12 protein-coding genes are annotated in these 15,656 nt (G+C 74.8%); 5 read left to right on the top strand and 7 right to left on the bottom strand.

Annotation, left to right across the window (positions count from 1 at the left end):
- Window positions 1-86: 86 nt before the first annotated feature.
- Complete coding sequence (locus ACH4SI_RS15035) at window positions 87-1,232, bottom strand: methyltransferase domain-containing protein (protein ID WP_398296133.1); 1,146 nt, start codon at window positions 1,230-1,232, stop codon at window positions 87-89.
- Window positions 1,233-1,339: 107 nt separating this feature from the next.
- Between ACH4SI_RS15035 and ACH4SI_RS15030 the strand changes: the two genes are divergently transcribed.
- The 4 genes from ACH4SI_RS15030 to ACH4SI_RS15015 all read left to right on the top strand — a co-directional run bounded on the left by ACH4SI_RS15030 (window position 1,340) and on the right by ACH4SI_RS15015 (window position 6,337).
- On the top strand, window positions 1,340-2,110 hold the full coding sequence (locus ACH4SI_RS15030) for a class I SAM-dependent methyltransferase (RefSeq protein ID WP_398296132.1): 771 nt from the start codon (window positions 1,340-1,342) through the stop codon (window positions 2,108-2,110).
- A gap of 64 nt (window positions 2,111-2,174) precedes the next feature.
- Window positions 2,175-3,461 carry an MFS transporter gene (locus tag ACH4SI_RS15025; RefSeq protein ID WP_398296131.1) on the top strand — a complete coding sequence of 429 codons (1,287 nt, stop codon included), beginning with the start codon at window positions 2,175-2,177 and terminating at the stop codon, window positions 3,459-3,461.
- Complete coding sequence (locus ACH4SI_RS15020; protein WP_398296130.1) at window positions 3,436-5,199, top strand: glycoside hydrolase family 35 protein; 1,764 nt, start codon at window positions 3,436-3,438, stop codon at window positions 5,197-5,199. The genes ACH4SI_RS15025 and ACH4SI_RS15020 overlap by 26 nt, the downstream gene beginning before the upstream one ends.
- 76 nt (window positions 5,200-5,275) lie before the next feature.
- The gene (locus tag ACH4SI_RS15015; protein WP_398296129.1) at window positions 5,276-6,337 is read left to right on the top strand and encodes a LacI family DNA-binding transcriptional regulator; all 1,062 of its coding nucleotides are present in this window, start codon (window positions 5,276-5,278) and stop codon (window positions 6,335-6,337) included.
- On the opposite strand, the gene ACH4SI_RS15010 is transcribed toward ACH4SI_RS15015, so the two are convergent.
- From ACH4SI_RS15010 to ACH4SI_RS14985, 6 genes are all read right to left on the bottom strand, one after another.
- The gene (locus ACH4SI_RS15010) at window positions 6,322-7,515 is read right to left on the bottom strand and encodes a type III PLP-dependent enzyme (protein WP_398296128.1); all 1,194 of its coding nucleotides are present in this window, start codon (window positions 7,513-7,515) and stop codon (window positions 6,322-6,324) included. The two genes, ACH4SI_RS15015 and ACH4SI_RS15010, sit on opposite strands and share 16 nt — an antisense overlap.
- Complete coding sequence (locus ACH4SI_RS15005; protein ID WP_398296127.1) at window positions 7,512-9,218, bottom strand: IucA/IucC family protein; 1,707 nt, start codon at window positions 9,216-9,218, stop codon at window positions 7,512-7,514. The genes ACH4SI_RS15010 and ACH4SI_RS15005 overlap by 4 nt, the downstream gene beginning before the upstream one ends.
- A 59-nt stretch (window positions 9,219-9,277) precedes the next feature.
- Window positions 9,278-11,122: an IucA/IucC family protein gene (locus ACH4SI_RS15000; protein WP_398296126.1), complete on the bottom strand. Its 1,845-nt coding sequence runs from the start codon at window positions 11,120-11,122 to the stop codon at window positions 9,278-9,280.
- Entirely contained in the window at window positions 11,119-12,351 is a 1,233-nt protein-coding gene (locus tag ACH4SI_RS14995; RefSeq protein WP_398296545.1) for an acetyl-CoA carboxylase biotin carboxylase subunit family protein, read from the bottom strand. Before ACH4SI_RS14995 ends, ACH4SI_RS15000 begins: the two co-directional genes overlap by 4 nt.
- A 171-nt stretch (window positions 12,352-12,522) precedes the next feature.
- Window positions 12,523-14,547, bottom strand: coding sequence for a carboxyl transferase domain-containing protein (locus ACH4SI_RS14990; RefSeq protein ID WP_398296124.1), 2,025 nt, complete (start codon window positions 14,545-14,547; stop codon window positions 12,523-12,525).
- A gap of 75 nt (window positions 14,548-14,622) precedes the next feature.
- Window positions 14,623-15,120: a MarR family winged helix-turn-helix transcriptional regulator gene (locus ACH4SI_RS14985; RefSeq protein WP_398296123.1), complete on the bottom strand. Its 498-nt coding sequence runs from the start codon at window positions 15,118-15,120 to the stop codon at window positions 14,623-14,625.
- A gap of 113 nt (window positions 15,121-15,233) precedes the next feature.
- Between ACH4SI_RS14985 and ACH4SI_RS14980 the strand changes: the two genes are divergently transcribed.
- Window positions 15,234-15,650, top strand: a complete 417-nt coding sequence (locus tag ACH4SI_RS14980) for an organic hydroperoxide resistance protein (RefSeq protein WP_398296122.1) — start codon at window positions 15,234-15,236, stop codon at window positions 15,648-15,650.
- Window positions 15,651-15,656 lie beyond the last annotated feature (6 nt).

The raw sequence follows: 15,656 nt of genomic DNA, 5'->3' as shown, positions 1-15,656 counted from the left end.
GAGAGACAACGGGCCCGCTTCGGCCTCCCGTCTCCGGGCAGCACCGCCGACACGTCCCGCGTCCCGCGTTCCGGACGAACGGGGCGTCACCCCATAACCGCTCGCCCCGACGCCTCCAGCGCCACCAGCCGGTCCGGGCCGTCCGGGGCGAACGCGATCGTGTCGCCCGGTTCATGCCAGTGCACGGCGAACCGCTCCCCGGCCCGGTACGCCTCCACGCCCGCCCTGCAGTACGCCACCATGTCCTCCGGCAGGGCGTCCAGCGCGAACCAGCCGATCTCCGAGCACTTGTCCGGCTCCCGGTTCACCGGCTCCGGCCCGCTCTCCCCCAGCTCCGCCTCGAAGAACCAGCCCGTACGGGCCGTGCCCGTGGGCGACTTGTGCTGCATGACGAGCGCGACCCGCACCTCGTCCGGGGTGAGCCGGATACCGATCTCCTCCGCCGCCTCGCGGATCACCGCGGTCCGTACGTCCTCGCCGTCCTCCACATGGCCGGACGGCGCGTGCAGCAGCCCGTCCGCGTACCCCGTGCCCGCGCGGCGCGCGAGCAGGATCTGCCCGCCGCGCCGCAGCAGCAGATGGACGTCGACGATCTCGGCGTGCCGCCGGGGCGGAGCGAGGTCCGCGCGCAGCACATAGCGCTCGTCACGCACCGGCCGCCCCCAGAGCGCCGCGTCCGCCGACAGCTGTTCGACGTACGTACGGGACGCCAGCGGCTCGACCATGCGCACCAGGTCACCGGCCGTCAGCCCGACCGGGTCCGACTCGCCCCACCGCCCCTCGATCAGCACCAGCGCCCCGCCCGGCCGCAGCAGCCGCGCCCACCGCCGCAGCACCGCCTCCTGGCCGGGCAGCAGCCACAGCAGATGGCGCGCCAGGACGACATCGAAGCCGCCCTCCCCCACCGGCGGCGCCGCCGCGTCCCCGACGAGCACGGTGGCGCCCGTCCCGGCGAGCTTGGCGCGGGCGCGCTCGGCCATCCGGGGCGACCGGTCGACGCCCGTCACCCGGTGGCCCTGCTCGGCGGCGAGGCGGGCCAGGCTGCCCGTGCCGCAGCCGAGGTCGAGCACATCGCAGGGCCGCCCGGGCAGCCAGCCCCGCAACCGCCGGGCCCACGCCTCCCGCACGGCCGGATCGCGCAGCCCGTGGTCCGGCTCGTCGTCGAACCCGGCCGCGGCGGTGTCCCAGTAGTCGGCGGTCCCGTAACCGGCAGTCGATCCCTCATCACCCATACGGCGAATCGTCGCACCCGCCACTGACAACGCCCGCTCCCCGCGGCTGCGGCGGCTCCCTCGGCATGGCGGCTGACAACGCCCGGCGCGCGGGCGACCATAAAGCCATGTCCTCACCGCCGCACTCCGCCCTCGCCTCGTCGTTCAACGCCGTCGCCGCGCAGTACGCGGCCGCCCGCCCCGGGTACCCGCCCGCGCTGTTCGAGGCGCTGGAGGAGGTCACGGGCCGGCCGCTGGCCGGGGCGGAGGTACTGGACGTGGGGGCGGGCACGGGCATCGCCACCCGGCTGCTGGCCGAGCACGGCGCGCGCGTCACCGCCGTGGAGCCGGGCGCGGGCATGGCGGCGCAGCTGCGCACCTCCGCCCCGGGCCTCCGGCTCATCCGGGGCGACGCCGACGCCCTGCCCTTCCGTGCCGGGATCGCGGACCTGATCACGTACGCCCAGTCCTGGCACTGGACCGATCCGCGGCGCTCCGTCCCCGAGGCGCTGCGGGTGCTGCGCCCCGGCGGGGCGCTCGCGATGTGGTGGAACCAGCCGGACACCGATGTCCCCTGGGTGGCGCGGCAGGAGGAGCGGCTCGCGGCCCGCTGCCCGGCCCACTGGCCGCCCGGTTTCCCGGGCACCGTGGCCGGGCGGGTCGCGCCGTTCGGGGTGCGGACGACGGGCCGCAGGGTCCGCTGGTCGCGCGCCATCACCGTCGAGGACAAGGTGCGCTCCCTGGGCAGCCACTCCTATCTCGCCGTGATGGGCGCCGGGGAGGCCGGGGCGGTGCTGGACGCGGAGCGGGCGGAGCTGCTGGCGCTGTTCCCGGACGGGACCCTCACCGAGCCGCACGTCGTGGATCTCGTCGTGGGGTGGGGCGCCGAAGCGGGCTGACAGAGCCGGAGGCGTCGCCGGCGGGCGTCTTGACGACAGAAATGTTAGCGGTAACACTCCCTTCGTGGACACTGTGGACACCGTGGACGAGCACGTGGACCAGACGCCGGATCGACCGCTGTTCAGCCGCGCCGCGGTGGTCGCTTCCTGCGTCGGCTTCGTCCTCTTCGGCGCGCTCCAGGCCCTCTACGGACCGGCGATTCCCGCCTTCCGCGCCGCGTACGGGCTGTCGCCGTCGGCGGCCGGGCTGGCCCTGAGCGCGCACTTCGTCGGCGGTGTCGCGGGGGTGCTCGTCTTCGACCGGCTCTTCGGCCGCGTCGGCAACCGTGCCGTGCTCGGCTGCTCGTATCTGCTGATGGGGGGCGGCGCGGCCGGGTTCGCGCTCGCCCCCGGCTGGCCGTTCGCCCTGGCCATGGCGCTGCTCGCGGGGCTCGGCTTCGGGGGCGTCGGCTACGGGCTCAACCAGCTGTTCGCGGTCGGCTTCGGGCGACGCGGCGCCGCCATGCTCAACGTCCTCAACGCCCATTTCGGCATCGGCGCGGTCCTCGGCCCGGCCCTCATCGGCCTGGTCGGGGCGGACCGCTACCCCGCAGTGTTCCTGGGCTTCGCCGCGCTCACCCTGGCGCCGGCGCTGTGTCTGGCCGGGGTGCGGGACCGGGCACCGGCGCGCGGCGCCACCGAGGCGGACGTCACCGGCAGGAGCGGGGCCCGCAACCGGAGCCTGGCCACCGTACTGGGCGCGTTCGTGCTGCTCTACGTCCTCCATGTGGGTATCGAGGCCGGGGTCGGCGGCTCGGAGCCCACCCATCTGGAGACCGTCGGATACGGCGCGACCGTCGCCGCCTCCGCGACCTCCGTGTACTGGCTGATGATGACCGTCGGCCGATTCCTGGTCGCCCCGCTCGCGCTGCGCCTGTCCGCCCCGGCGATCATCGTGGTCAGCTGCGCGGGCATGACCGGCTGTCTGCTGCTCGCCGCGATCCCCGCCCTGGCCCCGTACGCGTACGCGGGTGTCGGCCTGTTCATCGCGCCGATCTTCCCCACCGGTCTGTCCTGGCTGGGCCGGGTGGCGCCGCGGGTCCGCCGGGCCGGGGCGCTGGTGATCGCCGCCTCGATGATCGGCGGGGTGGCCGCGGCGCCCGTGCTCGGCAAGGCGATCGAGCTGGCGGGCGTCCGTGCCGTACCGCTCGTCCTGGGCGGTGTCTCGGCTGTCTGCCTGATCACCACCCTGTGGCTGATCCGCGCCACGTCCTCGTCCGTATCCCCTACGAACACCACTCCCACCGCACCCGCTCCCGCCCGTGCGGTCGAAAGGACTTCGGCCCATGCCCGCCCTGACGCTCAGCAATGACGGCTTCCTGCTCCACGGCAAGCCCTTCCGGATCCTCTCCGGCGGCATCCACTACTTCCGCACCCACCCCGACCAGTGGGCCGACCGGCTGCGCAAGGCGCGGCTGCTGGGGCTCAACACGGTCGAGACGTACGTCCCCTGGAATCTGCACCAGCCCACGCCGGACGGCCCGCTCGACCTCGACGGCCTGCTGGACCTCCCCCGCTTCCTGGAACTCGCCCGGGCCGAGGGCCTGTACGTCCTGCTGCGCCCGGGCCCGTACATCTGCGCCGAGTGGGAGGGCGGCGGGCTGCCCTCGTGGCTGACCGCGGATCCGAACATCCGGCAGCGCAGCAGCGATCCGCGGTTCACCGGCGCCGTGGACGCGTACCTCGATCTGCTGCTGCCGCCGCTCGCCCCGTACATGGCGGAGTCCGGCGGTCCGGTGATCGCGGTCCAGGTGGAGAACGAGTACGGCGCGTACGGCGACGACACCGCCTACCTCGCCCATCTGGCGGACGCCCTGCGCAAGCGCGGCGTCGAGGAGCTGCTGTTCACCTGCGACCAGGCCGACACGGCCAAGCTGGCGGCCGGAAGCCTGCCCGGGGTACTCGCCACCGGCACCTTCGGCGGCCGGGTCGGCGACGCGCTGGAGGTGCTGCGCGCCCACCGGGAGAGCGGGCCGCTGATGTGCGCGGAGTTCTGGATCGGCTGGTTCGACCACTGGGGCGAGCCGCACCACGTGCGGGCGGCGGACGACGCGGCCGCCGATCTGGACGCGCTGCTGTCGGCGGGGGCGTCGGTGAACATCTACATGTTCCACGGCGGCACCAACTTCGCCTTCACCAGCGGCGCGAACCACGATCACGCCTATGCGCCCGCCGTCACCTCCTACGACTACGACGCGGTGCTCACCGAATGCGGCGATCCGGGCCCCAAGTACGCGGCGTTCCGCGAGGTCATCGCCCGCCACGCGGCCGTACCGGACGGGCCGGTTCCGGAGCCGTCGCCCAAGCTGCCGCCGACCGAGGTCCGCCTGACCGCCTCGGCGAACGCCCTGGTCAGCGCCGAATTCCTGTCCCCCGCTGAACACTTCACCGACCCGCCCACCATGGAGGCGCTGGGCCAGGATTACGGCTTCGTCCTCTACGGCACCGAGCTGCCCGCCATCGGCGACCACGTCCTGCACTTCACGGGCGGCGTCGGCGACCGGGCGCAGGTGTTCGTGAACGGCGCCCCGGCCGGTGTCATCGAACGCGAGCGCCACGAGGACAGCCTGCATGTGCGCAGCCCCGAATACGGCGCCCGGCTGGACGTCCTGGTGGAGAACATGGGCCGCGCCAACTACGGCGCGCGCATCGGCGACCCCAAGGGCATCACCGGTCCGGTCACCCTGGACGGTGAGCCGCTGGAGGACTGGACCTGCCACCGCCTCCCCCTGGACCGGCTCCCCGAACTCCCCTTCCGCACCACGGACACCCCCGTCGCGGGCCCGGGCTTCTACCGCGGCACCTTCACGGTGGACACCCCCGCCGACGCGTATCTCGCCCTGCCGGGCTGGACCAAGGGCGTGGCCTGGGTCAACGGCTTCAACCTGGGCCGCTACTGGGCGCGCGGCCCGCAGCGGCGGCTGTACGTGCCGTGGCCGGTGCTGAAGGCGGGCGAGAACGAACTGACCCTGCTGGAGCTACAGTCGGCGACGACCCGGGTGGCACACCTCGTCGACGAACCGGACCTGGGCCGGCCCACCGAAGACTGACCCCGGAGGACTGACCCGGAAACCCTGGTGCGCCCCCGCGTCCGGGGGCGCACCCCGAGAAAGGAGCCACCCCCGCATGGCGGAGCCACACCGCGCCCCCACCAGGCGCCGCCGCCCCACCACCGGCGGCAAGGTGGTCATGGCGGACGTCGCCCGGCGCGCCGGCGTCTCCGACCAGACCGTCTCCCGCGTCCTCAACGACCACCCCCGGGTCCGCCCCGAGACCCGCGAACGCGTCCGCGCCGCCATGCGCGAGCTGGGCTACCGCCCCACGGCCAGCGCCCGCACCCTGGCCAGCGGCCGCAGCCGCACCCTCGGCGTGCTCTCCTTCGACGCGGCCCGCTTCGGCCCGGCCGCCACGCTCGCCGGGATCAACGAGGCCGCGCAGGCGGCGGGTTACCTCGTCAGCACGATCGCCCTCACCGCCGCCGACCAGGCCGCCGTCACCGGCGCGGTGGACCGCCTGCTCGGCCAGGGCGCCGACGGCATCATCGCCATCGCGCCGCAGCGCTCGGTCGGCCAGGCCCTGGTCGAGGCGGAGCACGGCATTCCCATGGTCACCCTGGACAAGAGCTTCGGCGCGCACATCCCGGTCGTCGCGGGCGACTCCGCCTCCGGCGCCCGCCAGGCCACCGAACACCTCCTCGGCCTCGGCCACCGCACCGTCCGCCACATCGCGGGCCCCACCGGCTGGATCGCCGCCGAGGCCCGCGTCGACGGCTGGCGCGCCGCCCTCGAGGCCGCGGGCGCCGAGGTCCAGGAGCCGCTGCTCGGCGACTGGAGCCCCGACTCCGGCTACGACCTGGGCCGCCGCATCGCCCGACAGCCCGGCCTCACCGCGCTGTTCGTCTCCAACGACCAGATGGCCGTCGGCGTCCTGCGCGCCCTCCACGAGGCGGGCCGCCGGGTCCCCGAGGACGTCAGCGTGGTCGGCTACGACGACATCCCCGAAGCCGCCCATCTGCTCCCGCCGCTCACCACGATCCGCACCGACTTCACCGAGATCGGCCGCCGCTGTCTGACCCTGATGCTCGACCAGCTCGACCGCTCCCCCGAGCCCGGTGTCCGCGTCACCATCCCCACCGAGCTGGTCGTCCGCCGCAGCACGGGCCCGCGGCCGGGTCATCCGCCCAGGTAGTGGAAGCCCGGCTTCGGGTGCATGAGGAAGTCGTGGTGCGAGATGTTCCAGGCGTACGCGCCCGCCAGCGCGAAGGCGACGCGGTCCCCGGCGCGCAGCTCCGTGACCGGGACGCCGCGGGCGAGGACGTCCTTCGGGGTGCACAGCTGGCCGACCAGGGTGACCGGCTCCTCCCGGGCGGCGGGGCGTGGCCAGTCCCGGTCCCAGGAGGTGGTGGGGAGCACCTGGAAGGGGTGGTCGTGCTGTTTGGCGGCCGGGGTGCGGAGGTGGTGGGTGCCGCCGCGGAGGACCGCGAACGCCTCGCCGCGGCTGTGTTTGAGGTCCAGCACCTCGGTGACGTACCAGCCGCAGTACGCCGTCAGGGCCCGGCCCGGCTCGATCCGCAGGGTCAGGCCGGGGTTGCGGTCGGCTACGTCGGCCAGGCCCTCGCCGTACGCCTTCCAGTCGAAGCGGGCGTCGGGGCGGGCGTAGTCCACGCCCATGCCGCCGCCCACGTTGACCTCGGTCAGGCCCAGGCCGTGACGGGCGGACAGCTCGCTTGTCCACCCGGCGATCCGCCCGGCCACGGCGATCTGGGCGGGGGCGTCGAGGCCACTGGCGAGGTGGGCGTGGATGCCGCGCAACCGGAGCGGGCCATGCGGGGTGAAGAGCGGCAGGCAGCCCTCCACCCGGTCCGGGTCGAGGCCGAAGGGGCTGGGACGGCCGCCCATGGCGAGCGCCGCGCCGCCCAGCGCCTCGTCGGTCAGGGAGAGGTTGACGCGGAGCAGGACGTCCACGGGGCGGCTGCCCGCGAGGGACGCCAGGAGGCGAAGCTCGTGCTCGCTCTCCACATGGAACCGTTCCGCCCCCAGCGCCAGCGCGCGCCGCAGCTCCGTCTCCGTCTTGCCCGGTCCGCCGAAGGCGAGCGGCGCTTCGGGGACGGCCTCGCGGACGTGCGCCAGTTCGCCGCCCGAGGCGACCTCGTAGCCGGTGACGTACGGGGCGAGCGCGCGCAGGACCGGCGGTTCCGGGTTGGCCTTCGCCGCGTAGTACAGCTCGACGGCCTGCGGGAGGGCGGCCCGTATCTCCTGGGCGTGGCCGGCGAGGGCGGTGAGGTCGTAGACGTACGCGGGGAGGTCGTCCCCGCCCAAGCGCTCGGCGAGGGCGGCGACGGGGGCGGTGGTCGGCAGGGTGTTCAACGGGCGCTCCCGGGGGCGATGACGCGGGCCGCCTCGGACAGCAGGTCGGAGGCGAGCGGGCTGGCGATGCGGACGTAACCGGCGTCGCGGTCGGCCTTGCGGCCCCAGCGGGTCAGCAGGTTGGCCTTGGCGGGCAGGGGCCCGCCCGCCACCAGGGCGCGCAGCTCGGGCGGGTCGTCGTGGGCGGCGGAGCGCGTCCACAGGACGCGGCGGACCGCCGACCACAGGTCGGGCTCCAGGCGGGGGTGGCGGTCGGCGAGGGCGGCGACCATCTCGGCGAGGTGGTTGACCAGCAGGCAGTACACCACCCGGTCCCAGCCGCGCTCGCGGCCGTACGTCATGGGGCGGGCCACCGCCTCGGGCAGCGCGGCCAGCGCGGCGGCGTGGTGGCCGGACACCAGCTTGGTGCCCTCCAGGTCGCGGAAGAGCACCTGGCGCGGGGTGCCGGTGGCGTCCACTCCGATGACCACGTTCTGGAGGTGGGGTTCGAGGACCACGCCGTGGTCGAAGTACGCGGCCAGGACGGGCGGTACGAGGAGGTCGAGATACGCCTGCCACCAGGCGAGGGCGTCGTCGGGCCCGGCGCCGCCGAGGAGCTGGGAGAGCTGGGCGCGGCTCGTCGGGTACTCGTCGGCGACGGCCGCCGCCAGCAGCCCGGTCAGCCCCGGCCGCAGCCGGACGTCCAACCCCTCGCGGACGATCACGCCGAAGCCCTCGGAGAGGTGGCGGTCGTCGAGGTCGAGCGTGCGGTAGCCGGGTTCGCGCAGCAGGTCGGCGCCGGGGAAGCGGGCGGCGAGGTCGGCGGCGACCGGCTCCAGCAGCCGGGTGAGGGCGACGGCGCCGGACAGCTCGTAGTCGGCGTTCTTGCGGAGGCAGTTGGTGATGCGCACGTTCAGGCTGAACTTGAGGAAGTCCCGGCCGTCGTAGAGCGTGCGGACCGAGGCGGTCGGCGCGAAGTCCGGCCCGCCGGGGCCCAGGTCCAGGACGTCGCCGCGGTCGAGCGCCGCCCGCAGCACCCGGTGCTCGCGGAGCATGGCGTACTGCCAGGGGTGGGCGGGCAGCAGCCGGTAGCCGTCGGGGACCGGCCGCTGCCGGTCCAGCGGCGCCAGCGCCCCGGCGTACGCGCCCTCCTCGCGTACGCACTCCCGGCGCACGGCGAGGTGGTGCAGCGGGAAGCGAGCACCGGCCTCGGGCGCGAACAGCGACCAGGAGGCGGGGCTTCCGGTACGGGCCTTGGGGGTGGGGTGGAAGCGGTGGCCGAAGAAGAGGGACTGCTCGGAGGCCAGATACGCGTCGGGGGCGGGGTCCCCCGCGGCCTTCTCCCGCTCCTCCAGCGCGGCCGTCATGCCCGCGTGGCTGGAGGCGACCTGGGTCAGGAACTCGTCGTTCCGTACCCCCGTGCGCAGCTGGAGTTCGCGGTGGATGCGCTCGGCCAGACCCTGCCAGGAGACCTCCGCCCAGCCGCCGTCGCGCTGTTCGCTGACCGGTCCGGTGAACCGGTGCGCGCCGATCAGCGACGTACGGCGCAGCCCCACCCGCAGCAGGACCCCGCTGCGGGGCAGCCGCAGCCGCAGCCGGCCGTCGGCCACGACGGTCTGGTGTTCCGGGCCCGACACCTCGCGCAGCAGACAGTTGAGGAGGGTGTGGGCGGTCGCGTGGTCGGCGGAGACCAGCGTCGTGGCGGGCGAGGAGGTCGTTGGCATGGAGCGGCTCCAGCGGGTGCGGAGAGGGGAGTTGTGGAGGGTTGAGGAGGGCGCGGCCGTCATCTGCCGCGTCCTCGCAGGAGGTAGTTGGGCCCGGTCACGTAGTGCTTGTTGACGTCGGCGGCGCCCGACCGGGCCTTGGTGAACAGCGTGCCCGCGGTCACCATCGCCTTGACCGGCAGCCGGTCCGCGTCCAGCACCCGGGCGCGCAGCACGGCGGCGGCCGCCCCGGGGTACACCGCGCCGGTCCGTTCGACGGCCTCGGTGAGCCGGTCGCGCAGCTGCCGCAGCAGGACGTCCAGGGGTGCGCGGCCGAGGGCGGCCAGTTCGAAGGCGGGCGCGGCGGCGCACAGATGGACGGTGATGGTGGTGAACACGTCCGCCACCGGGCCGTCGCCGCCGGTCAGGATGCGGCGGTCGTCGAATCCGCACAGGTCGGCGGCGGCGGCCCCGCCGATCATCGCGGCGAGCCGTATGGCGTGGACGCGCGGCCCGTCGTGGTCCTTGATGAGCAGCCGCAGCCGGGGGGTGGCCGGGCCACCGGTGTCGTCGAAGACGAGGGAGGTGTTCTGCTGATGCGACTCCAGGGCGATGCCATAGGCGAAGAGGGTGGTGTGGAAGTCGAAGAGGAGGGTGAGGTACGCGTCGAGCAGGGCGAGCAGGTCCCCGCCGTAGTGGCGCTCGGCGAGCGCGTCCGCCACGAGCGTGCCGTCGGGGGTACGGGCCAGCAGCCCGGCCAGCGGCACGACCTGGGCGTTCTCCAGACCCGGCGGATAGCGGCGGACGAGCGTGGCCAACAGCTCGTGCCCGGCGTGGAGATGGGTCGTCTCGTCGGCCGCCAGCACCGTGTCCGCGAACCGGGGCTCGCGCGCGATCACCGCCTCCACCAGTCGCTGCCCCACCTCGCCGTCGATGAGCGTGCCCGGCTTGACGGTCCGCCGGTTGCGCAGCCCCAGGGTGGCGGTGGTGAGCGGCAACTTGAGGTGGGTCAGCGGATCGTCGGTGACGGCGACGGTCCGCATCGACAGCGTGGGCCGTACGTCCAGCCACGGCCGCTCGGCGAGATGCGCCCGCTCCCGCAGCCCGGCCGCGTCGAGGGCGTCGGTGAGGGGGCGGCCGACGGTGAGCGGATGCACGGGGAACGCGAGGTGGTCGGCGTCGAGCCGACCGGGCAGCCCCAGCTCCCGCGGCCTCGGCCACCACCCGGGCAGCCGCCCCGGATCACCGCCGACCGCGGCGCCCGGGAGCGCGAGCCAGCGCAGCGCGAAGGAGGGCGCGAACTCGGGCGCGTGGGCGCGCAGGGCGTCCTCGCCGAACACGGACCTGCCCCGGCTGGTGGGGTAGACGGGATGGTCCCGGAAGGCGGCCAGCGTGTCGTACGAGACGCCACCACCGACCCCGGCCCACCCCTGGGCCTCCCCGTACCGCGCGACCAGCCCCGCGACGACGCCGGGCCGGATGCGGTCGTGCAGCCGGACGGCGTCCAGCGCCCGATGGCATTCGCCCACGAAGGCGTCGTACAACTCCCGGTCCTCGCCCCCCACGGCCCCCCGCAACCGCCCGAGGACGGCGTCGAGCCCCGTGAGGACAACGCCCCCGGCGCCGTTCCCGGTGCCCGCGCCGCCGGAGCGCGCCCCGGTCCGCCCCGCCCGCACGGGCTCGCCCCGGCCCTCGCACTCCAGCCGCACCGGCCGGCGGGCGCGGATCTCGCACTGGAAGCCTTCCGGTTCCACCGGCAGCAGCACGTTTCCGCCCTCCCTCGGCGCGATGCGCAGCCAGGGGCCGTCGGGGCGGCGCACGGTGCGGGCGCGGCTGCGCAGCCGGTACGCGTCCTCCCGGAGCAGGGTGTCGAGCACCCGGCCGAGAAGTTCCTCCTCGGCCTCCTCCACTTCCGCGTGGCTCATGACGCGATCTCCCACCGGTGGGCCGCCAGGAACCCGGCCACCGCCGCGTCGATGCGCTCCTGGTCGGTGCCGGTCGCGCGCAGGACGCCGAGGAAGTCGCGGTTGGTGCGGTAAAGGGGGTGTTCCTCGCCGATCTCGCGCAGCGGGCGGTAGTCGAGCCGTACGCCGTCGCGTTCGGTCACGTTCGCCGCCGGGGCGGCGACGAGGCGGCCGGGGCGGTCGGCCATGACGTACTCCATGCGGGCCCGGCCGTCCCGGCGGGCGCCGAGGTCGGGCGGGAGCGGTTCGCCGAGGTGGGTGCGGAGGATGTGCTCGAAGAGCGGGATGCCGAGGAGTTCGGCGAGCACCAGGTCGCACTGGTCGCCGATGGCACGGTAGTTGACCTCGATGAGGCGGGCCCGGTCGCCCTGGACGACGTATTCGGTGTGGCAAGCGCCGAATCCTACTCCCAGCGCCCGGAGCTGGGCCAGCACGTGGCCGGTGTGGGGCTGAGGGGGCGGGGCGGGCAGGAGGTGCAGCCGTTCCTCGATGAAGTGCGGGGGCGGGGAGACGTCGGTGCGGAAGGCGCCGAGGACGTGGAGGGTGCGGCCGTCGCCGAGGGTTTCGAGGGTCCGCAGATCGCCGTCCAGGTACTCCTCGATCACCAGCGCCGCGCCGGGCCGGTGGGCGCGTATGTCGTGGCAGCTGCGGACGAGTTCGGCCGCGTCGGCGACGAGGACGACATCCTCGCTGGCCACGCCCTCGCGCGGTTTGACGACGCAGGGGAAGGGCGCGTCGAGGCCGGCGAGGGTGGACGGGTCGTCACCGGTGCCGAGTTCGGCGGACCAGATCGTGTCGGCCCCGGCCGCGGCGAGGGCGCGGCGCAGCTCGGCCTTGTTCTTGGTGCGGAGGGCGGCGCGCCAGTCCTTGCCGGGGAGACCGAAGTAGGCGGCGGCGAGGGCGGCCTGGGTCTGGAGGTGGTCGCTGTTGGTGAAGACGGCCCGGGGCCGCCGGCCGTCCGCGGAAGAGGCGGCGATCCGGCTGATGACCTCGCGGAAGTCCCGTACGTCGCAAGGGACGACGTCGAGCGTGGCCGGCAGCCGCCCGCCACCGGCCGCGTGGCGGGCGTACGCGCGCTCGTGCGCCTCCGGCTGGTCCGTGAGGAGGGTGACGGGCAGGGCGAGGCGGGCGGCGGCGGGGAGGAAGCCTTCGGTGACGGAGTCGGTGGGGTTGAGGGCGAGCAGGTGGATCGGCGCGGGGTGGGCGGGGGCAGGGGAGGAGGACGGCCGGGGTGCCGTGTCGAGATCATTCTCGTTCACGAGCCGAGATTAGGTTAGGCATGCCTAAGACTGCCAATTCGGCTGGCCGGCCCGCCCGTTTGGCCCTGTTGCGCCGCCCCGTCACGCCGCTCCGTCACGCCATCAACCCGGCATCCCGATGCGGCGGTGGCGGGCCCGGCGGGCGGCCATCCGCTCATCGGGATCCTGGGCGCGGAGGTCGGCGAGTTCGGCGCCGAGGATGTGCCCGAGACGCCCGAGCAAGCCCTCACCCTCCCCCTCGGTCTCCTCCACGACGCGGTCGACGATGCCGTTGGCCAGGAGGTCGGCGGAGCGCACCCCCTGCCGGTCGGCGACCTCGTACGCCCGTTCCGTGGTCCGGTGGAGGATGGCCGACGCGCCCTCGGGGGGCAGCGGCGACAGCCAGGCGTGCCGCGCCGCCACGACCCGGTCGGCGGGCAGCAGGGCGAGCGCGGCCCCGCCCGCGCCCTGGCCGAGCAGCAGGCAGAGGGTGGGCGCGGGCAGCGTCACCATGTCCGCGAGACACCGTGCGATCTCCCCCGCCAGCCCGCCCTCCTCGGCCTCGCGGCTGAGCGCCGCGCCGGCGGTGTCGATGACGGTGAGCAGGGGCAGCTCCAGTTCGGCCGCGATGCGCATGCCGCGTCGGGCGGTACGCAGCCCGGCGGGCCCCAACGGCTGCCCCTCGGTCGACGCGCGCTCGCCGCCACGCCGTCCGCGGCGGTTGTGCCCGAGCACCACACAGGGCACGCCGCCGACCCGCGCGAGCGCGAGCAGCAGCCCGGGGTCATGCTCCCCGGCGCCCGTCCCACTGAGCGGACTCACGTCCTCCGCGGCCACCCGCAACAGATCCCGCACCCCGGGCCGATCCCCCCGCCGCGAGGCCCGGATCGACTCCTCGGCCGAGGGCCCCACCGCCGTGGCCCCCACGCCGCCGTCGCCCGGCGCCGTGTCGTGGGACGACGGACGCGCCCCGGCGCCCGGTGGGGCCGCGGACCCCTGCCCGGCAGCCGATGTGTCCGATGCGCCACGCTCCGGCCCCGGCCCGGTCGAGGGCGAGGACACACCGCCCCCGATCCCGCGACCACCATCGCGAGGCTCGGCGCCCGCGGCTCCGTCGGACACGAGCCCGCCTCCGGCGCCGCAGCCGTCACCCACACCCCCGCCCGCCCCGGAACCCGGCGCGGTCACGGGTGGCGGGGGCGGACCGCCCTCACCCGTCATGGCGCCGGCGGCCGGGCCGGACGCGGGCGGCGACGCGGGCCGTCCGGCGCCCCGCCCCTGCACTGCCGCGCGTGCCCCGGGCCGGGGCCCGGCCGCCCCGGAGGTCTGCCCACCCGGCCCCGCCTCGGACACGGACGGCGCGCCGCCCCCACCCGCCACACCGCCCGGCCCGGAACCCGGCTCGGCGGCCGGCCGAAAACCGGCCCCGGCGGGGCGGGGTGGCGGGGCCTGGTCGCCGCACAGGACCCGCAGCACCCGCGCCGCCACCTCCGCGAGGCGGCTCGTCGGGAGCACCGCGTCGATCAGGCCGTGGTTCATCAGGTTCTCGGCGACCTGCACGCCCGCCGGGAACTCCTCGCCGTACAGGGCCTCGTGCACCCGCGGGCCCATGAAGCCGATGAGGGCGCCCGGTTCGGCGGCGGTGACGTGGCCCAGGGAGCCCCAGGAGGCGAGGACGCCGCCGGTGGTGGGGTGGCGTACGTGCACCAGGTACGGCAGGCCCGCGGCCTTGTGGTCGGTTATCGCCGCCGCCACCTTCACCATCTGGAGGAAGGCGACGGTGCCCTCCTGCATCCGGGTCCCGCCCGACGCCGGGGCGGCCAGCAGCGGGAGCCGTTCCGCCGTGGCACGCTCGACGGCGCGGACCAGCCGCTCCCCCGCCGCGACCCCGATCGAGCCCGCCAGGAAGCGGAATTCGCAGGCCACATAGGCGATCCGGCGCCCCTCGATGCGGCCCTCGCCCGTGATCACCGACTCGTCGAGCCCGGTGCGCTCGCGGGCCCGCTCCAGGTCGGCCCGGTAGTCGGGGTCGGTCGTGGTGATCTCGACCGGCTGGTCCCAGCCGCGCCGGCTGCCGGGGTCGAGGAAGGTCTCGACCAGGTCGATTGCGGACTTACGGGCGCCCGCGCGGGGGTGAGTTCCGGTCATGCCTGACACCTTCCACGCGCACAGCACCGCTCAACCATTCTTGGCATATGCCGAATGCGGCATATGCCAACCGGCTCAGGTCTCCTCGTCGGCCAGCGCCGCGTCGAGCGCCGCCGTCAGCCGCTGCACCTGCGACCGCAGGTCGGCCAGCTCCGCCCTGTCCAGGCCGGTCGACTGGACCACCTTCAGGGGCACCTCCCGGGCGCGCTCCCTGAGCGCCAGGCCCTCAGCCGTCGGCCGGACCGTCACCGAGCGCTCGTCGTGCGTGCTGCGCTCGCGCTCGACGAGCCCGGCCGCCTGCATGCGCTTGAGCAGCGGCGACAGGGTGCCCGAATCCAGCCGCAGGAACTCGCCCAACTGCTTGACCGGCATCTCGCCGTGCTCCCACAGCACCAGCAGCGCCAGGTACTGCGGGTACGTCAGCTCCGTGTCGCGCAGCACCCGTCGGTAGATACCGCCGAAAGCGCGCGAGGCGGCGTGCAGGGCGAAGCAGAGCTGCAGATCGAGCCGGAGCGGATCGTCCGCCGTGACGGCCCCGCTCTGCGCGGAACGCGGGTCGGGCTGAGATGACATATGACCAGCGTACCCCTTAGTTGTGCGCAATTTAATTGTGTGCTCTACTTGGGCCACCGCCGGACTCGGCCGGATCCCCCCGGCCACCGGGACTTCGAAAGGGATTGGTCTTCATGGATGCGCTCTACACCGCGGTGGCCACGGCGAACGGCCGCGACGGCCGCGCCGTCAGCTCCGACGGCCGGCTCGACCTGCCCCTCGCCATGCCGCCCGCCCTCGGCGGCGACGGCCAGGGCACCAACCCGGAGCAGTTGTTCGCCGCGGGCTACGCCGCCTGCTTCGCGAGCGCGCTCGGCCTCGTCGGCCGCCAGGCCAAGGTGGACACCAAGGACATCTCCGTCACCGCCGAGGTCGGCATCGGCAAGGACGAGTCGGACGGCGGCTTCGGCCTCAAGGTGACGCTGCGCGTCGAGCTGCCGGGCGACCTGGAGAACGAGACCGGCCGCAAGCTGGTCGAGCAGGCGCACCAGGTGTGCCCGTACTCGAAGGCGACGCAGGGCAACATCGAGGTCGAACTGGTCGCCGAATAGGCCGCG

This window comes from Streptomyces sp. NPDC021212, from assembly GCF_044332925.1.
Lineage (GTDB): Bacteria > Actinomycetota > Actinomycetes > Streptomycetales > Streptomycetaceae > Streptomyces.
Note: the sequence above shows the minus strand (reverse complement) of the source record. Positions and strands in the feature narration are given on the sequence as shown.